Origin of the sequence: Rufibacter sp. DG15C (assembly GCF_001577755.1) — a bacterium.
Taxonomy (GTDB): Bacteria; Bacteroidota; Bacteroidia; order Cytophagales; family Hymenobacteraceae; genus Nibribacter.
In genome coordinates this window covers 1,137,634-1,154,521 of sequence record NZ_CP010776.1, presented here as the reverse complement: position 1 = coordinate 1,154,521, position 16,888 = coordinate 1,137,634, and the positions used below count along the sequence as shown (strand labels likewise).

The following is a 16,888-nucleotide window of genomic DNA, read 5'->3' as shown; positions in this document are numbered from 1 at the left end:
TAAAGTACATATGTTAGAAACCTCAAAAAAAACAGCCAGCAACCCTTGGCATGATGTTGAATACGGCGATCAAGCGCCAGCAGTAGTAACCGGTATCATTGAAATCCCGAAGGGATCCAAAGCAAAATACGAGTTAGACAAAGAAAGCGGCCTTTTGAAACTGGACCGCGTGTTGTTCTCAGCGGTGCATTATCCGGCCAACTATGGCTTCATTCCGCAGACCTACTGTGATGACAAAGACCCTTTGGACATCCTGGTGCTCTGCTCTATTGACGTGGCTCCTATGTGCCTTATTGATGCCAAGGTGATTGGTGTGATGCAGATGATTGACAACAACGAGGAAGATGACAAGATCATCGCCGTGGCTGCCAATGACATGTCTGTGAAGCACATCAATGACATCTCTGAGTTGCCGCCGCACACCTTGCTAGAGATTCAGCGTTTCTTTGAAGACTACAAGAAGCTGGAGAACAAGCAAGTAGTGGTAGAGAACTTCCTAGGCCGTGAAGACGCTTACAGAATCATTGAAGACAGCATCAAGCTCTACAATGACACCTTCCGCAACGACGCGTAATTTGTAAGTACTCATCAAAAGCGCCGCTTCCTGCAAAGGGAGCGGCGCTTTCGTTTTTAGCCAGTTTTCCAGAAAAGAGGCCAAAAACGAAAGAGATTTTTGAACATGTTGTCAGGTTTCTCATCTGCAACGTATCTTGCCATACGGACTCATTCTTGCCGTAACCAGATCAATGCGCCTCCTTCAGAAAATTCTGGATTTCTTCTTGTTCAGTAACTTTTTCATTGCCATCTGCGCAACGGCGTTGGTATGGGAGACCTATTTGCTCAACGGCATGCCCATCTCTGTGAGGTTAGGGGTGATGGCGTTCTTTGCCACGCTGTTTGTCTACAACGCAGACAGCCTCTTGCCCTACAAGTTCAACCAGGACGTGCCGCTCACGCCGCGCATGGCCTGGGTGCAGAAAAATAGATTGGTCTTGATGGCCATTGCCGCCACCAGCGCCATGTGCGTATTTACGTTGTATTGGACCGCCGCCTTTGAGTTGAGCTTCTGGTTTATGCTGCACTTGGCGGTGGTGGCGGGCGTATATTCCATCCCCGTGTTGCCAGACCGAGAAGGCTATATTCCGCTGCGCGATGTTCCCTTATTAAAGGTATTTCTTATTGCCTACGTCTGGTCTGCCATCACGGTGCAATTGCCGCAGATGGAAGCCGGCCGCGACCTGTTTGCCGCGGACAGTCTTATCCTGTTTGTGCGCCGCTTCCTGTTCATCTTTGCCTTGACGCTGGTATTTGACATCAGGGACATGCAGAAGGATAAACTGACGGGGACGGTGACGTTTCCGGGGATGTGGGGAATTGCCAGAACCAAACGTCTGGCGCTGATGGCCTTGCTGCTTTTCGCCCTGCTTTTGCCCGCAAGCGTTAGCTGGCCGGTGCGCATTGCCTTGGGGCTATCTGCGGTTGCGGCTGCCTGGGTAGTATGGAACGCCCATGAGAAACGGTCTTATTACTACTTCCTGATTCTAGCCGATGGCATGATGCTGCTGCAGTTTCTGCTGGTCTGGCTTTTGATTTGACTTTCCTGCACAATAAATCGTTTTTGGCCTGGTTTCCAGAAAACAAGCCAAAAATGCGTTTCAATCTCAGGACGCCTGCAAGGCTAGAAAGGCTTTCCCCAGAAAAGCAGTAAGGTCTGAGGCAACCAAAGAAGCCTGTCCCATTTCCTGCGCAGCCAAGTCCCCGGCCAAGCCATGCAGATAGACGCCCAACAGGCATGTTTCTAAGGCGGTGTAGCCTTGGGCCCGCAAAGACGTGAGGATGCCTGTGAGCACGTCGCCAGAGCCCCCGGTGGCCATGCCCGGGTTACCGGTGCTATTGAAGTAGAACTCACCGGTAGGCGTGCCCACGCAACTATGCGCCCCTTTCAAAACCACGTAACATTTATGTTCATGACAGAAACTCTGGAGCAGCTGCAGTCTATGGAAATCATCCGTGGCGGGGCCAGCCAAACGTTCAAATTCCTTTAGGTGCGGGGTTAAAATGCTTCCTTCGGGTAGGGTTCTGAGCAGCGTACGGTCGGCGGCCAATAGATTGAGGGCATCGGCATCCAAGACCAGCGGCGGAAGATGGTGTCTAAACAATACCTCCAGCGCTAGTCGGGTGTCTTCTGCCTGTCCCAGGCCGGGGCCAATGCCCAAGCACGCATAGGCGTCTGGCTGACCGGTAAACCGCGTGAAGTGCAGGTCATGGGCGTCTGTGAGGGCCATGGCTTCGGGTACGGCGGTTTGTACAATGCTATAGCCCACCTGCGGAACCTGCACGGTCAACAATCCCACGCCAGCCCGCAAGGCCGCCTTTGCAGCCAGGATAAGCGCTCCCAGTTTACCGTAGCTTCCGCCAATAATCAGGGCGTGGCCATAAGTGCCTTTGTGGGCATATTTCTGGCGTGGCTTAAGAATGGTCTTTACAAAAGCGGGCGTGAGAAATTGATAAGGTGAAGAAACCTCCTGTAAAAAGGCTGGGTGGAGGCCAATGGGCACCACATGCCATTTGCCCACATATATGCCCGAAGAAGGCAAAAGGAACGATAATTTGGGCTGTTCAAACGTGACGGTGTGCGTGGCATGTACCACGGCATTGTCTTGCAGCAAACCTTCATCGGCAAAAAGCCCCGAAGGGATGTCCACGGAGATAACGGTGCCGCCAAACTGATTCATCTTCTCCACCACCTGCGCATAAATTCCGTGCAAAGGCCTAGACAAGCCAGACCCAAACAACGCATCCAGCAGAACGGTATCAGATGATACATTAGGCAAATCTTCTATGGATTGGATGGAGTGCTGGGGAATTTCCTTCGGAAGCCGTTTTAAGTTTTGGCTGAAATCCTCAGATTTGGTCTGACCGGCCTCTTCCACCAGAAACACCTGCACGTTATAGCCGCTGTTGTGCAGAAGCCTGGCCGCCGCCAGTCCGTCTCCGCCGTTGTTGCCCGGTCCGCAGAAGATTGCAAACGGCACCGCTGGAGAATACCTGGCCGTTAGCCATTTCACCAATGCCCCCGATGCTCTTTCCATCAAGTCCAGGGAAGTGATAGGCTCATGCTGAATGGTGTAGGCATCAGCGGAGCGGGTTTGGGCGGCGGAAAGGATTTTCATAATGAATTGTTGATTGTCAATTGCTGGGAAGAGTAGAGGTTATGTACCTTATTCTACGTGCAGAAAAAAGCATGGTGCTGGAGAAAAGGCATATAGAAAGAGAGTCGTCTTGAATGCTTCTATTAATACGCTTCTTAGACGAAGAACTGATGGAAGTACGCCCATGATTAGTTTAGGCGTAGCCCATTGCTAGTGCCCACCTCCATTCTAGCCGCCGTTGTTGGTATTGTCCCAACAACCCTATCAGCCTCTCTCAACCCAAGTCCTTTCCCAACTCCAGTAAAAGAAGAAATCCGTTTTCGGGCTGTTTTCACCAAACTAGCCCAAAAACGGATTTTTTCTTCTGATTGCCTTCTTTTACAATCAGCTATCAATAATTAATAATCAATTAAAACTTTACGGCCAGCCCCATGCCCATTTCGCCGTTGGGTAAGACGGTGGGTGCCAGCGTCGCATTAAGGCCTTTGTTTCTGGCAAACTTGTCATGAAGCCAATAGACCGTGTTTACAGATAGGATTCCAATTCCGGCGCCGGCCAGTACGTCAGACATCCAGTGCTCATTGTTCAAGACGCGCATCACGCCTGTGGCAGAGGCAATGGTGTAACTGCCCACGCTTATCCAAGGGCTCTTGTCTCTGAACTCTTTGTCTGCAATGGTGGCAATGGTAAAGGCGTAGGCCGTATGCCCCGAAGGGAACGCCCGTGGCAAACCATTGGGCCGGGTCTGGTTAGACAAAATTTTAGTAGGATAGACAATGGCCGTTGTTAGAGCTCCCGAGGCCAGTAGCAAACCGGTCTGGCGCCTAATGTCATGCTTGTTCTGCGAGGAGAACAGGTTGAACCCATACAGCCCTACAATAGGCACGAAGAAAAGGTAATCATCTACCTTAGTACTGAACCTGGGGAATTCTGTTCGGGCGTCATTCTTGGCGTCATAGCTGCTGTAGAAACCGTTGTCTTTGATGGTATAGATACCAGCCGCCACCAAGACAGCCGATGGCAGAACCGCCTTCTTCAAAAACTGTCTATTGCTACGCTTCTGCTCTATTTTATGAAGAGAGTCTGTCCTGGTGAGGATAGAAACAGAAGAACTAGAAAGTTCAACGGGCGGGGTCACCTGCTGCGCCTGCACATTGCCCAAAAGGCTCAAGGACAGGAGCGGGACCGCTACATATTTTCTGAGATTCAAACGCTTCTTGATTTTTGGTGAAACAGAGACATAACGCACAAGCCAACAAGAGAATTCACAAAAGTAATCCCAAATTTGTTTAAGCGGTGCGCAAGCTACTGAATTAGAAAGGAATAGAATCATTTTTGGCCTGTTTCTCAGAAAATAGAAGGAAAACAGAAAGCATTCTTTACATCGTCACAAATAGAGATGGGAATAAGGTCTTGTGCTGGAGGTGGCAATGCAGCTGGCAGAACCTTGAAATTTATGCAGTGTTATGTGGCGTAGTTTTATAGCTCTATTCTCGCTTTTTTGCCGTCCATAACTCCCTCTGCATAAATCTTTCCTTTCTTATGCTCTATGGAGAGCAAGTCAAACCCATTCTTGATTTTTCTTTGCCCTGTCGTATCAATAACGTACCACTTGCCATCTCTCTCTATCTGGCCATGGTACCATTTGAACTCTGATATGCCGCTTCGGCTGAAAGATGAGAAAAGTTTACCTTTGTAATCAATAAAAGCATATTGATTGCCTTTTCCGACAACGGAGACGCCGTTCTTGAATCCCCAAACTGTATCAAATGGGATGGCGGAAATCAACTCCTCCTTTTTATTAATCATGTAATATTTTCCTTTTATCTCCACAACAGCAGTTCCCCTGTAAAATGGAACGGCATGTTTGAACTTAGGCTTAATCAGCCAATTTCCTGTGGTATCGACATATCCATACAAAGAGTCTTTAAGCACCAAGGCGGAATAGTCATCCACTAAAACATAATCGAACTGTGGCCTGAACAGCACTTTGCCAGTTGCATTAATAAGACCGTATTTGTTGAATTTGTAATCATTGTATTCCCTTTTGCCTCCTGAATCTACCAAGATGAACCCGTATTCTTGCCAGTCTTGGATATAGTCGAACTGGGCCGGCAGAATGATATTACCTATGGAGTCAGAAAGTCCTTCCTTTCCCTTTTCCTCATAGATATAGACCGTCTCTTTTATCTCGCCGATTGGACGCATTGCTACATCTTCCTGGCTTGGCGCTTTACAGGAGACGATAAAGTAAAGAAGTAAATATAGGACCCTCCTCATTCTTTTTTATGTCATGTACTTAAGTGATAAACTGAATTAAGAGGTGCGCCATAGTTATCACCTATCTAACTCACCCAAGACAATGTCCACTGAACCTACAATGGCGATGAGGTCAGAGACCATACAGCCTTTGCTGATTTCATGCAACACAGAAAGGTTAGAGAAACACGGTGAACGGCCTTTGCACCGGAACGGCACATCGGTGCGACCGGTGGTTCTAAAGAAGTAGCCTAATTCACCACGCGGGGTTTCTGCCCTGAAGTAGAAGTCCTGTGCCGCCGGTCGTATCTTTTTGGGGCATAGGGCCTGCGGGTCGAAGTCTGGGGTGCGTTTGTGGTCTCCTTCTAGTTGGTCCAAACACTGAGAGATGATTTTGATGCTCTCATGGCATTCCTGCGCGCGCACGTAATTCCGGTCCCAGCAATCACCCACGGCGCCGGCCAAGCCCTGCCCAATGGGAATGTCAAAGTCCAGCTCTGGATAGACAGAATAACCGTCCACCCGTCGCAAATCAAACCGAAGGCCAGACCCACGGAGCAAAGGGCCCGAGCACCCGTAGTTGATAGCCACGTCCAGCGGCAGAGTGCCCACGTTGGCGGTGCGGTCAATGAATATTTTATTCTGAAGCAGAAGTGTGTCTAGTTCTGTGAGTTTGGGCAGGAGGTACATGATGAATTCGCGGCAGCGCTGTTCAAAGCCCACAGGCAGGTCATAGTACAGACCGCCAATCCAGATGTAGTTGTAGAGCATGCGCGCGCCCGTCACCCACTCCAGCAGGCGCTGGATGTGCTCACGGTCGCGCAACAGCCACAGGAACGGAGTGAAGGCGCCAATGTCAATGGCATAGGTGCCAATGGCCAGAAAATGCGAGGCAATGCGGTTGAGCTCTGCTACCAGCACGCGTATGTATTCCACACGTTTGGGCAGTTGTCCGTCCAGACCCAGCATCTTCTCCACAGCCATGCACCAGACGTGCTCAGAGTTCATGGCGGCTAGATAGTCCATGCGGTCCACGTACGGAATGGTCTGGTGGTAGGCCAGGGCCTCGGCGTGTTTCTCAAAACAGCGGTGCAGGTAGCCAATGTGCGGCACCACCTCCACCACCAGCTCGCCGTCCGTGACCACCTCCAGCCTCAGAACGCCGTGCGTGGCCGGGTGCTGGGGGCCCATGTTCAAGAGCAGTTCGCCGTGTTGCAGGCCGTCTACGTCAAACTTGTTGGGTTCAGACTGAAGCAGGTACTCTGTGTAGCGCGTGGTGGTGGCCAAAGGGAATTAGTGATTTTAGGCTAATTTCTGGAAAACAAGGCAAAAACGGAAACAGCTAGTTCACCGAGCGTGCCTGGGTGACCAGCCGTTCAATGTCATCATCCGTGTTAATCTTCCGGTCCTTGCCCGCCGATGTCAGTTTAAAGCCTAGGTTAGGCAACATAGGTTGATATACCACGCGATTGCCCCAGCTGTCATAGGTGTTGTTTCTAATCATCGGGTCATTGGCTACTACCTCATTTAAGTGCGCCGGAAGCATAGCCCGTGTTTGGTAATACTGGGCAATCTGTCCGCTTAGGCGGTTTAGTTTGAGCGAGGTGTTTCGTTCTTTGACCATGTTGTAAGTCAAAGCGTAGACTAACAACATCAGCACAAAGCCGCCTACTAGTACAATCATGGCCAGGCGAATGACGGGTCCCAAGGTTCTTGTGAAGCTGTTCCAAAAGCCACGTCGGCCTTCAAAGTTGTTTCTGGTTCTCACGCCAAACAGCAGGGCCAGAAAATCGAATATATTTCTAATCTTTCTCATGAGGGTAGATTCCAATCGTTTTTAACACCGTTCTCTTCATTGTGCCGGTCATAAGGCACCTTGATGCCATGGTAGGTGGCCGGCCACACGTAATCTTTCCTGAGCGGATGTCCTTCCCAGTCGGCCGCGCACAGAATGCGCCGCAGGTCTGGGTGGTCTGGAAACGAGACGCCCACCAAATCATAGACTTCGCGCTCATGCCAATCCGCTGACCGCCACACATGGCTCACCGTGGGGACGGCGGGCAGGTGCTGGTCGGGTAGATTGCGGGGTACCTGTACCTTTAACGCAAAATGATGGTTGTACGGGATGGAGTAGAGGTGATAAATTACTTCCAGGGTGCCCGCCTCTGGTCCGTTGTCTACGCCCGTGAGGCAGGAGAGGAAGTCAAAATAGGTCTGCTCCTGGTCATGCAGAAACTCCGCCACCTCGGGCAAGGCCCACACGGCCACCAACGCATAACTCTGCAAAGGATGCATCTCTTCGCCCAAAATCATGTTTGGCCCGAACCGGGAAAGAAGCAAGTCTTTGATTTCTGCGAAGGTCATGTAACAACAGTTATTTGAAGACGAACATAGGACAAGTGGCGCTGTTATTATGAACTCTGGTGATGATAGTATCTTTTTTAATGATTCTGTAGGTGAGTTCGCTTGCGTTCTTAATAATTGAATCGCCTATTTCAAATTGTTGAAACTCTAGAGTATCTGTAGTGGAGTAATAATATCCTTCATTTAAACTGTTTGCGGCTTGCACTGATAGAATGTACTTTCTACTTGGATTAGGGTATTTGGCACTAACCACTCCCCTAAATGAGATTTCCCTAGTACAAGCTTCTTTCTGTGACTGCGAAAAGAACATACTGTTATACCTGCATTGAAAACAGATAAATATTAAGAGGAATATAATTCCAAACAGGGCTGATTTTTCTGTGGAGTTCATCCTTTAGCTTCCTCTTGGTCCAATAACCTCAAAACGGCCCTAGGCGCGGTGATACTTTCCTTTCTAATGAGTTCCTGCAGTTTCAGGAAGCCGCCAATCAGGGCCTCGGGACGGGGCGGACAGCCGGGCACGTAGACGTCTACCGGAATGATGCGGTCCACGCCTTTGACCACGTGGTAGCCGTGCTCCCAGTACGGACCGCCGCAGTTAGAGCAGGAACCCATGGAGATGACGTAGCGCGGCTCGGGCATCTGTTCGTAGAGGCGGCGTATGCGGTCGGCCATTTTAAAAGTGACAGTGCCGGCCACAATCATGACGTCGCTCTGGCGCGGCGAGGGCCGGGGCAGAATCCCAAACCTATCCATGTCATAGTTAGACCCATACGCGCCCATCATCTCAATAGCGCAACACGCCAGACCAAACCCCATAGGCCACAACGCCGACAGCCTGGCCCAGTTGAGCAGGTCATCCAGTTTGGCGATGAGGACGCCGCCTTCGCCGGTTTTGTCTGTGGGGAGCATAGGTGCGTTTTTGGGTTGTTTTGATGAAAATAGGCTAAAAACGGTTGGGTCTATTTTTTATATCTGTCATTCACCTGCTGGTACAAATCGCCCGGAATCTTAGACCGGCTTTTAGGCACTACCGGTTTGGGCTTAATCCAATCTAAATGGCCTTTCACCCAGGCATAGGCCAGGCCCAAGGCCAGCACCAATACAAAGAAGAACATCTCGGCCACCGCAAACCACCCCCAGGTGCCATTAGAAGCGTCTATCAGTTTTTTGTCGCCAAAGACCACTGCCCAGGGGAAGAGGAAGACCAACTCCACCTCAAACAGCAGAAACACCAGGGCAATGACGTAGAACCTGGGGTTAAAAGCGCCCCAGGCGTTGCCTAGGGCCTCCTCACCAGATTCATAGGTGGCCAGCTTCTCTGTGTTGGGGTTGTTGGGCCGCAGCAGTCTGCTGGTAAAAAGCCCGAGCGCCACAAACACCACTCCGCCAATCAGGAAGAGCAGAATCACTCCGAAGTCTGAGAAATATGCGCTTTTTGTCATGAGCTACAGGCCTATACAAAACTAACCCATTTCTTTAAAAGTCTAGTGTAAATATACTGGGCGGGGCCGAGCGCAACCTTTTTTTGGAGCCGCGGTTAAGAAAGCTTAGTTCATTCATCATATTCATTTTACGGATTCTCTATGCTGACAGGAGTTGTCAACGCCCCCGAAATAAACACCAAGCACGGCTGGCTCAACACAGACCGCTCCTATACCTTAAAAGACTTCAGGGGGAAGATTGTGCTGCTGGACTTCTGGACCTACGGCTGTATCAACTGCCAGCACCTCATGCCAGACCTGCACCGCCTGGAGAAGGAATACCCCCAGGAACTGGTCATCATTGGCGTGCACTCGGCTAAGTTTGAGGCAGAGAAAAGCCACGAAGCCATCAAGCAGGCCATCCTCAAGTTCGGGATTACGCATCCTGTGGTGAACGACGCCGATTTTGAAGTATGGAAGCATTACGCTGTCAACGCCTGGCCCACCGTGGTCCTCATTGACCCCAACGGCAAGGTGATTGGGCAGAAACCCGGCGAAGGCATTTATGACACCATCAAACCGCACCTGGACCAATTGATAAAGGACTTCGGGGACAGAATTAACCGCGAGCCGTTTCCCTTTACCCAAGAGCAAGCCGCCAGGCAGGTCCTCAATTTCCCGTCCAAGCTCATCGCAGACCCAGAAGGCAACCTGTATCTGTCAGACAGCGGTCATAACCGTATTCTCAAGCTTTCAACGTCGGGGCAAATACTAGAAGAAATTGGCAACGGTGATGCTGGATTCACGGATGGTTCTTACGCGCAGGCCACGTTCAATGAGCCGCACGGCCTGGCTTTGCACGGGCAGACGCTGTACGTGGCAGACGCCAAGAACAACGCCATCAGGGTCGTCAACCTTGAGACGAAAGAAGTGGCCACGGTAGCCGGCACCGGCGAACTGAGTTATTACTTCTTTGACGACCAACTGGGCGCGCCCGTCAACCCCAACAGCCCCTGGGATTTACTCTTGGACGGTAACCAACTCTACATCGCCAGCGCCGGCAACCACCAGATTCTGCGCATGGACCTGCAGACAAAGCACGTGCTAAGATTTGCCGGCACCGGCCGCGAGGCCCTGGCAGACGGTTCTCTGCGCGAAGCCGCCTTTAACCAGCCCAGCGGCCTGGCCCTGAATGGCCGCACCCTGTACATCGCAGACCCCGAGGCCAGCGCCATAAGAGCGTTGGATTTAGACAAAGCCGCTGTCTCTACCCTGATTGGCCGCGGTCTCTTTGAGTTCGGTGATGAGGACGGCTATTTTGACGAGGCCTACCTCCAGCACTGCATGGGCCTCACCTTCCACAACGGCCTGCTCTATGTGGCGGACACCTACAACGGCAAAGTCAAAGTGCTAGACCTAGAGAAAGAGCAAATCCACACCGTGCTGGACGGCCTGCAGGAACCCAATGACGTCCTCGTGCACCAAGGCTATCTATGGGTCACCAATACCAATGCCCATCAGCTGGTGAAAGTAAACCTAGAGACCGGAGAGCAGGAAGTAGTGGAGGTGAAGGGATAAGTTTTCATGTAATGCGAAATGCGTTTTTGGCCTGCTTTCTGAAAAGCAGGCCAAAAACGCATTTTTGTTTTCCAGCCAATACCGGTAAATGATAGAAAATCATCCATCTTCACTTTGAGGAGGCTGAAAGGCTAAAGCACCAAACTCATCCAATCACCAGCCCCAACCTAGACCCAACTGATTTCCTGATGGATTACAAAGACTATACCCTTAAAGCTGTATCAAAAGACCTTGAAGCGGTGAAGGAGCGGCTTGTAAGAATGGAGGCAAAATTTGTGGGGCTTGACCGGCAGGTGGACACGTATTTTGACACACCGCAAGGAAAGCTCAAACTGCGGCAAGGGACCATTGAGAACCTCATCACCCACTATGAGCGGGTAGTAGAAAACGGGGTAGAAAGGACCATCGTCTACCGGTATGACCAACACCCGACTGAAGAGGAGATGGAGGAACTCAGAGCCAAGCATAGACAGATAGCCGTGGTCCTGAAAAACAGGGAGATTTATACACTAGCGAACATCAAAATTCACCTGGACACCCTGCCCAACCAACAGCGGTTCATAGAGATTGAAGCCATGGACCTAACCAACGCCTTCACCAAGGATGAGCTGAAGGACCAGTGCCTGGCCATGAAATCAAAACTGGGAATACAAGATGAGGACTTGGTGAAAACTGGATATTTAGCAAAGTAGTTGAAAGATATGATTAAGTTTTAGCAACTTTAGATACTAGTTAAAAGGCTGTTTTATTTGAATAACTAATGAATATTAATGCTAGTAAGAAGAAAAATCGCCTATCTGCCAATCTTAGGATATATGTTTTTGCCTGTATAGGCTTTACTATCTTAATCTTTTCAACTGGGTGTGTTCAGAAAGATGAGAATAACAAGTTGCCCAATACGTATGCTTATGAAACTGAAATAACAGATACTTTGCTGTTACAGTCTATTAAAGCTTATTTTAAGGAGAATAAGCTGAAGCATAAAGAAGTAATTGTCTTTCTCACAATAAGGAGGTCTGGAGAGAGATACAATTATTATCTAACTCACTCATATAACAGCATAGACAAGGCAGAAGCAAAGCCCATTTTATTTGCTGTGGTTGACTCTTATATTGTCCTATTATATGGAGGTGTTGAGCAGGTTATTGCTCATGATGGTCCTTTTAAGGAAGTTCAAGCCTACATGAAAGAAAACGGATACAAGCAAACTCAAGACTATCTGTTAGAACATTATTTAGCTTGGCGAATCACTAAAGATTGTGATGGTAAAATCTCAAAAGAAGTAGATAATTATTTTTTTGATGATATTCCTTGTGGGTACTCTATCAAGCTTACTGAGCAAAAAAGTTTAGTCTTACAAAAAGATAAGTAAAGAAGGCGGATAATGGTCTTAGAGAAGTCTTTGCATCTTTAACTTATCCAAAAGAACTAGAACCGCCGACCTCTTTCACACCACCAAACTCAAAGGCTGTCCGGCGCTTTCCTTTACTCTTAGGGCCTGTTGCAGATGGCGTTGCTCATGCAGTACCACAAACTCTAGCGCCTCGCCTAGGCGTAGTTTCAAAAGCTGAAAGAACTCCACCGGCACGACTTTCCTGTTTAAATCCACAGAGGTAGATTCCTTAAGTAATTGCAGAAGCGTGTCTTGGTGTTGCAAAAACTCGTCTAAAACTGCCTTAGTAAGTTGACTGTTCTGCGGGTTCATGCGAGCAATGGTCTTGTGCTTTTTAGCGCTTTCTGGGTTTACCATCTCCAGAGACTTCTTCCCGAACCAGGAGTACCTTACGACCTGGGCAGAAGCAGAGGCCGGCGCATGGGAAATGGCTTTGGCAAAGGCGGGCAGGTAGAAGCGGCTGTAGCGGTTCAGGTGCTCCAGGCATTCCAGAATGCTCCAGCTGCCGGCTTGCGGTTTGAAGTTGAGGGCGGCGGCCTCCAAAGAAGAGAATTCTGTTTGGGCAGTGATTTTGATGTGCTGGAAGCGGTCCTGCAAGTGGGTGAGAAAGGTCTTCGTTTCCATAGCGATTTCTTTTTTTACCAAAGGTATAGGGCCGGTTCTCCTGAATCCTTGATGCAAATCAATATCTCCGGATGCGGCTCAGGGTCTCTGGGGTCATCCGCAGGTAGGAGGCAATGTACTTTAAGGGCACCAGTTGGAAGATATGCGGGCTTCGGGCCAACAGGCGGTCCAGGCGCTGCTGCGGGTCTAGCAATTGTAGGTCTATCTCGCGCTCCATCTTGCCAATGAGGGCTTTCTCCAGTTCATGCCGCCAGAATTTGCCAAACACCGGCCGCTCCTCCTGCAAGGCGTAGAAATCTGCCCTGGAAATGGCCAGCAGCTCACTTTTCTTCAGGGCCTGGATGCAGTAGGTAGAAGGCGTCTGCGTGACCAAAGACGGAAAGGCGGTAATCAACGTATTAGGATAGGCGAAGCCCACGCAGATATCCTCCTCGGGCGTTGGATAGTAGAGCCTGAACGCGCCGCTTAGCACAAAGTACAGATTGTGCTCCACCTGGCCTTCATGGATGAGAAAGTCGTTGCGCTTCACGTGCATCTGCTTGTTCCAGAGGGGCACAAAGGCGGCCACGTCCTCAGGCGTGAAATAAGGAACTTGGCGTAAGAGCTTGGCCAGCATAGGCAAGGTTGTTTTTGGGCTGAAATCCAGAAAACAGGCAAAAAACGACGCCAGAACTAGTGCCAGCGGTATTTCGCTTCTGCTAGGGGCGGGAGAAGAGCAGAATCTGTTTTTCTTTCCGTAAATTTAAAGGCTAAACGCACGTGCGCAAGCTTGCAGATAGACCATAGTTCGTCCTGAAGCGCGCATACCCACCACTGATTTTTGGTCTTACTAATATGGCATTACTATTTAACGATTTCGCGAGCTGGGGAAAACATTGCGCCGAAACCGGCGAACCGCTCTGGCAGGCCGTCCTCACCTATGAGGTGGAGCAGAAGGGCCGCACCGAGGACGTGATTTGGGACGGTCTGGCCCGCGCCTATGACGTCATGCGCGACGCCGTGCACACCGGCTTAACGGATGACATGACCTCGCGCTCCGGCATGATAAACAACGGCGCCAAGAAAGTGGCCGCCGCCCCGGTGACCGTCTTGTCCCCTGAGTTTCAGATGCTGATAAGCCGCGCGCTGGGTGCCAAGGAGGTGAACTCCTGCATGGGCCGCGTGGTGGCCGCTCCCACGGCGGGTGCCTCCGGTATCCTGCCCGGCATCCTCACCACCATCCAGGACCTGCACAAACTAGACGACCGCAAAATCCACGAGGGCCTTTTAATTGCCGCCGGCATTGCCCTCATCATTGAAACTAACGCCTCTCTGGCCGGCGCCGTGGGCGGTTGCCAGGCCGAGACGGGCAGCGCCGCCGCCATGGGCGCGGGCGCCATTGTCTACTGCCTGGGCGGAAACGTGGACCAGACCTTCGCGGCGGTGGCCGTGACCATCCAGTGCATGTTGGGCTTGATTTGTGACCCGGTAGCCGGTTTGGTGGAGGTGCCCTGCGTGGTGCGCAACGCTAGCGCCGCCGCCATTGCCTTCTCCAGCGCCCAGATTGCCATTGCCGGCGTCAATCCGGTTATTCCGGTAGACCAGTGCGTGATGGCTTTGGGTGAGGTAGGCCAGAGCATGGAAACCAAGTACAAAGAAACCGCGCTAGGAGGCCTCGCCAACACGCCCAAGGGAAGAGAGATAGAGAACATGGTGCTGGTGCAGGACGTAGAAATCCTTCCAGACGAAGACTAGAACTTAGTCGCGAGTCTGGATTGTAGTTAAACCGATAATACAGAACCGTCCCGTTTTTGGCCTGAATTTGTGAAATCAGGCCAAAAACGGGACGGTTCTGTATTAATGATATCCGCACTTTAAATGACTCGCGACTCTAGACTCAACACTCGCAACTCAATAATTAGGAATATCCTCTACATCTCGCTTAGTTAGAAGCAGGCCCAGCATCATTAAGAGACTTGTCAGAATCACCACAAAGAACAATACGCCTTCGCCCAAGCCTGTAATGGAATATTGAGGTGGGATGCTGTAAAACAGCAGGATGGTGATGAGCCCCCTGGGCGCAATGAACAATTCTGGGATAAGCGGCGTGCGGGCCACGTACTGCAAGTATAAGAAGCGCACCAACAGGGTGATGGAGAAAATAGTAAAGCCCAAGACCCAGACATCCAGGCTGTACAAGTCCTCCAACTGAATGGAAAACCCAAAGAGCAGGAAGAAAAACGTCCTGATGACAAAGGCAGACTCACCGTTGATTTGTTTCAGTTGCTTAAGCTCTGCGCTCAGGTTGCCCAAGTGCAGGTAGTTGGCCATCCTGCCTTTCACAAACAGCGCCGCGTTGTTGAGCATCAGGCCGAAGACCAAGACCATCAAAAGAGAGGAAAGGTGCATCTTCTTGCCAATGGAGTAGAGCAGAATCAGGAGCGCAATAATGAGGAAGAACTTGATGTGCGTTTTAATCTTATCCAGAAAGAACAGCAGAATAAGGCAGCAGACTATGGAGATGGCCAGAATGGTGAAGATGTCAACACCCAGCCCTACAAAAGAGCCGAACCCAATCTGCTCATTCTGGATGGCAAAGTTAAACAGCATAATGCCAATGATGTCTGAGAAAGTGGCCTCATAGACAATGAATTCGCGCTTTTCTGGCGTAAGGTTAGACACGCTGGGGATGGCAATGGCACTGCTGATTACCGCCAAGGGAATGGCATTGATGAAGGCCACCTTGTAGCCTACCTCTAACCAATAATGCACAAAGAGGGCAATAAGCGCGGCTGTAATAAGAAGCGTTAATGTGGCCGTGATAAGGGATTTACGGATGACCGGCAGTTTCTCTTTGGACAGCTCCAAGTCCAGTGCGCCTTCCAATACAATTAAGATGAGGCCTATGATGCCAAACAGCTCTAAGATGTTACGCAGCGGTGGGGTGCTCACGCCAAAATACGTGCCGGCCAGTTGCAGTAAAATGCCGGTGGTGAGCAGCATAATAACAGACGGTACCTTGCTGCGCTTGGACAAAACATCAAACAGATAGGAGACCACTACCAGGCCACTCAGGATAATCAGGAAGGTATATACGTCTAGAATCATTCAGTAGGTTTTAGGTGAAGGCACGCACTGGCGGCCTAAAGGATAAAGAAGATACGGAATGGTTTCCAAATTCAATGAAAATCAGCGCAGGAATAGGGGGAAACCGGCAGACAACGGTCTATTAGTTAGTACGCACCAAAGGCAGAATTATTAAACAAACCCCTGCCATAAGGCACTTGCCCGTGCGCCAGCTCCTCCGTTTTTAGCCTGTTTTTCCCAAACCAACCCAAAACTATGAAATCAAAGTCTCGCCTTCGGGCTGTTTTAGCGGGCGCGCTGCCCTTGTTTTTGCTGACCGTAAGCGCCTGCTCGGTGCCAGACATGCAGGTAAGCCAGAGTTTCGCGGAGAAGGCCACGGTGCTGCCGGTTGAGGGCCGTCCGCTGGTGCGCATGTCCATAGGCAAGGAGAAGGGCTTCCAATTTGGGCAGTACCAGTTGCGCGACATTCAAAGAGGCTGGACCAGAAAGACAGAGCCAGACGCCTTCTGGCTCAAAGTGTCAGATGCCTACCAGAAATACACCTTCGCGGTGAAGGACACGGCCCGGCAGAAAACCTGGCCGGTGCAGGCGGCGGCCTTGCACAGCTCCACTGCCCTGGAGGCCGAGGGTCTCTCCATTTCTCTGGACAAACAGCGCGAGTTCCTGCAGGCAGAGTTCACCTCGCCGGAGAGTGGTGTCTGGCAACTGGCGCTGGCCGACCCCGGCACCTACATAGAGCGCGTGCACTTTAAAGGAAGCCTGGCCAACGGCAAAGAGGAGATTGAAGTAAGGCCGCTCTACAAATGGCAGAGCAAATCGTTGCCGTCCAGTACCAATCTGGGCTATGAGTTCTCTGTAAACGGCGAGGTGCTGGCCACCGTGCAGACCGTGAACAGCGGCAAAGTCTGGCTGAAACAAGGCCTAAGCCCAGACCTGCAGATGGTGCTGGCCAGTGCCAGCGGTTCCCTGCTGCTCTATGATAAACTAGGTGAAGAGAAGTAAACCACCGCACAGGAACCAATCTCATT

Annotated in this window: 18 protein-coding genes; 7 read left to right on the top strand and 11 right to left on the bottom strand. The window is 50.7% G+C overall.

The annotated features are described in order from the left end of the window. Positions 1 to 10 precede the first annotated feature (10 nt). Positions 11 to 574 (top strand): inorganic diphosphatase, encoded by a 564-nt coding sequence (locus tag TH61_RS04825; RefSeq protein ID WP_066506550.1) that lies wholly within the window; start codon positions 11 to 13, stop codon positions 572 to 574. A gap of 172 nt (positions 575 to 746) precedes the next feature. Continuing rightward, positions 747 to 1,595, top strand: a complete 849-nt coding sequence (locus tag TH61_RS04820) for a UbiA family prenyltransferase (protein ID WP_066506548.1) — start codon at positions 747 to 749, stop codon at positions 1,593 to 1,595. 66 nt (positions 1,596 to 1,661) lie between these two features. Here the strand turns inward: TH61_RS04820 and TH61_RS04815 are convergent, their stop codons facing one another. The 8 genes from TH61_RS04815 to TH61_RS04775 form a co-directional block, all read right to left on the bottom strand. Continuing rightward, the gene (locus TH61_RS04815) at positions 1,662 to 3,173 is read right to left on the bottom strand and encodes an NAD(P)H-hydrate dehydratase (RefSeq protein ID WP_066506545.1); all 1,512 of its coding nucleotides are present in this window, start codon (positions 3,171 to 3,173) and stop codon (positions 1,662 to 1,664) included. Between the two features lie 388 nt (positions 3,174 to 3,561). After that, entirely contained in the window at positions 3,562 to 4,362 is an 801-nt protein-coding gene (locus TH61_RS04810) for a phosphatase PAP2 family protein (RefSeq protein ID WP_066506542.1), read from the bottom strand. Positions 4,363 to 4,631: 269 nt separating this feature from the next. Next, on the bottom strand, positions 4,632 to 5,360 hold the full coding sequence (locus TH61_RS04805; protein WP_197464094.1) for a WG repeat-containing protein: 729 nt from the start codon (positions 5,358 to 5,360) through the stop codon (positions 4,632 to 4,634). Positions 5,361 to 5,489: 129 nt separating this feature from the next. Further along, positions 5,490 to 6,698 (bottom strand): NADH-quinone oxidoreductase subunit D, encoded by a 1,209-nt coding sequence (locus TH61_RS04800; RefSeq protein WP_082780296.1) that lies wholly within the window; start codon positions 6,696 to 6,698, stop codon positions 5,490 to 5,492. A gap of 55 nt (positions 6,699 to 6,753) precedes the next feature. Then, positions 6,754 to 7,227 carry a hypothetical protein gene (locus TH61_RS04795; protein WP_066506531.1) on the bottom strand — a complete coding sequence of 158 codons (474 nt, stop codon included), beginning with the start codon at positions 7,225 to 7,227 and terminating at the stop codon, positions 6,754 to 6,756. Next, positions 7,224 to 7,775 (bottom strand): NADH-quinone oxidoreductase subunit C, encoded by a 552-nt coding sequence (locus TH61_RS04790; RefSeq protein ID WP_066506529.1) that lies wholly within the window; start codon positions 7,773 to 7,775, stop codon positions 7,224 to 7,226. Before TH61_RS04790 ends, TH61_RS04795 begins: the two co-directional genes overlap by 4 nt. A 387-nt stretch (positions 7,776 to 8,162) precedes the next feature. After that, positions 8,163 to 8,687: an NADH-quinone oxidoreductase subunit NuoB gene (gene nuoB / locus TH61_RS04780; protein WP_066506521.1), complete on the bottom strand. Its 525-nt coding sequence runs from the start codon at positions 8,685 to 8,687 to the stop codon at positions 8,163 to 8,165. A gap of 50 nt (positions 8,688 to 8,737) precedes the next feature. Further along, a complete protein-coding gene (locus TH61_RS04775) occupies positions 8,738 to 9,220 on the bottom strand; it encodes an NADH-quinone oxidoreductase subunit A (protein ID WP_066506519.1) in 483 nt (160 codons plus the stop codon). A gap of 141 nt (positions 9,221 to 9,361) precedes the next feature. On the opposite strand from TH61_RS04775, the gene TH61_RS04770 reads away from it, so the two are divergent. The 3 genes from TH61_RS04770 to TH61_RS04760 all read left to right on the top strand — a co-directional run bounded on the left by TH61_RS04770 (position 9,362) and on the right by TH61_RS04760 (position 12,149). Then, complete coding sequence (locus tag TH61_RS04770) at positions 9,362 to 10,777, top strand: thioredoxin-like domain-containing protein (protein WP_066506509.1); 1,416 nt, start codon at positions 9,362 to 9,364, stop codon at positions 10,775 to 10,777. 260 nt (positions 10,778 to 11,037) lie between these two features. Further along, positions 11,038 to 11,469 carry a CYTH domain-containing protein gene (locus TH61_RS04765; protein WP_197464093.1) on the top strand — a complete coding sequence of 144 codons (432 nt, stop codon included), beginning with the start codon at positions 11,038 to 11,040 and terminating at the stop codon, positions 11,467 to 11,469. A 68-nt stretch (positions 11,470 to 11,537) separates the two neighbouring features. Continuing rightward, entirely contained in the window at positions 11,538 to 12,149 is a 612-nt protein-coding gene (locus tag TH61_RS04760) for a hypothetical protein (RefSeq protein ID WP_066506505.1), read from the top strand. 75 nt (positions 12,150 to 12,224) lie between these two features. On the opposite strand, the gene TH61_RS04755 is transcribed toward TH61_RS04760, so the two are convergent. Together TH61_RS04755 and TH61_RS04750 are read right to left on the bottom strand one after the other, a co-directional pair. Continuing rightward, positions 12,225 to 12,794 carry a DinB family protein gene (locus TH61_RS04755; protein WP_066506504.1) on the bottom strand — a complete coding sequence of 190 codons (570 nt, stop codon included), beginning with the start codon at positions 12,792 to 12,794 and terminating at the stop codon, positions 12,225 to 12,227. Positions 12,795 to 12,852: 58 nt separating this feature from the next. After that, on the bottom strand, positions 12,853 to 13,410 hold the full coding sequence (locus TH61_RS04750) for a Crp/Fnr family transcriptional regulator (RefSeq protein ID WP_066506502.1): 558 nt from the start codon (positions 13,408 to 13,410) through the stop codon (positions 12,853 to 12,855). A gap of 218 nt (positions 13,411 to 13,628) precedes the next feature. Here TH61_RS04750 and sdaAA point away from each other — a divergent pair, with 218 nt between their 5' ends. Continuing rightward, positions 13,629 to 14,528 carry an L-serine ammonia-lyase, iron-sulfur-dependent, subunit alpha gene (gene sdaAA / locus TH61_RS04745; RefSeq protein WP_066506500.1) on the top strand — a complete coding sequence of 300 codons (900 nt, stop codon included), beginning with the start codon at positions 13,629 to 13,631 and terminating at the stop codon, positions 14,526 to 14,528. 156 nt (positions 14,529 to 14,684) lie between these two features. On the opposite strand, the gene TH61_RS04740 is transcribed toward sdaAA, so the two are convergent. Then, complete coding sequence (locus TH61_RS04740) at positions 14,685 to 15,881, bottom strand: cation:proton antiporter (protein ID WP_066506498.1); 1,197 nt, start codon at positions 15,879 to 15,881, stop codon at positions 14,685 to 14,687. 234 nt (positions 15,882 to 16,115) lie between these two features. On the opposite strand from TH61_RS04740, the gene TH61_RS04730 reads away from it, so the two are divergent. Continuing rightward, the gene (locus TH61_RS04730) at positions 16,116 to 16,862 is read left to right on the top strand and encodes a hypothetical protein (RefSeq protein ID WP_157600556.1); all 747 of its coding nucleotides are present in this window, start codon (positions 16,116 to 16,118) and stop codon (positions 16,860 to 16,862) included. Positions 16,863 to 16,888 lie beyond the last annotated feature (26 nt).

What these genes read in the sequence shown, in the direction of transcription:
- TH61_RS04825 (WP_066506550.1), top strand. Translation starts at nt 11, where the DNA reads ATGTTAGAAACCTCAAAAAAAACAGCCAGCAACCCTTGGCATGATGTT.
- TH61_RS04820 (WP_066506548.1), top strand. Translation starts at nt 747, where the DNA reads ATGCGCCTCCTTCAGAAAATTCTGGATTTCTTCTTGTTCAGTAACTTT.
- TH61_RS04815 (WP_066506545.1), bottom strand. Translation starts at nt 3,173, where the DNA reads ATGAAAATCCTTTCCGCCGCCCAAACCCGCTCCGCTGATGCCTACACC.
- TH61_RS04805 (WP_197464094.1), bottom strand. Translation starts at nt 5,360, where the DNA reads ATGCGTCCAATCGGCGAGATAAAAGAGACGGTCTATATCTATGAGGAA.
- TH61_RS04795 (WP_066506531.1), bottom strand. Translation starts at nt 7,227, where the DNA reads ATGAGAAAGATTAGAAATATATTCGATTTTCTGGCCCTGCTGTTTGGC.
- TH61_RS04790 (WP_066506529.1), bottom strand. Translation starts at nt 7,775, where the DNA reads ATGACCTTCGCAGAAATCAAAGACTTGCTTCTTTCCCGGTTCGGGCCA.
- nuoB (WP_066506521.1), bottom strand. Translation starts at nt 8,687, where the DNA reads ATGCTCCCCACAGACAAAACCGGCGAAGGCGGCGTCCTCATCGCCAAA.
- TH61_RS04775 (WP_066506519.1), bottom strand. Translation starts at nt 9,220, where the DNA reads ATGACAAAAAGCGCATATTTCTCAGACTTCGGAGTGATTCTGCTCTTC.
- TH61_RS04770 (WP_066506509.1), top strand. Translation starts at nt 9,362, where the DNA reads ATGCTGACAGGAGTTGTCAACGCCCCCGAAATAAACACCAAGCACGGC.
- TH61_RS04765 (WP_197464093.1), top strand. Translation starts at nt 11,038, where the DNA reads ATGGAGGCAAAATTTGTGGGGCTTGACCGGCAGGTGGACACGTATTTT.
- TH61_RS04760 (WP_066506505.1), top strand. Translation starts at nt 11,538, where the DNA reads ATGAATATTAATGCTAGTAAGAAGAAAAATCGCCTATCTGCCAATCTT.
- TH61_RS04755 (WP_066506504.1), bottom strand. Translation starts at nt 12,794, where the DNA reads ATGGAAACGAAGACCTTTCTCACCCACTTGCAGGACCGCTTCCAGCAC.
- TH61_RS04750 (WP_066506502.1), bottom strand. Translation starts at nt 13,410, where the DNA reads ATGCTGGCCAAGCTCTTACGCCAAGTTCCTTATTTCACGCCTGAGGAC.
- sdaAA (WP_066506500.1), top strand. Translation starts at nt 13,629, where the DNA reads ATGGCATTACTATTTAACGATTTCGCGAGCTGGGGAAAACATTGCGCC.
- TH61_RS04740 (WP_066506498.1), bottom strand. Translation starts at nt 15,881, where the DNA reads ATGATTCTAGACGTATATACCTTCCTGATTATCCTGAGTGGCCTGGTA.
- TH61_RS04730 (WP_157600556.1), top strand. Translation starts at nt 16,116, where the DNA reads ATGAAATCAAAGTCTCGCCTTCGGGCTGTTTTAGCGGGCGCGCTGCCC.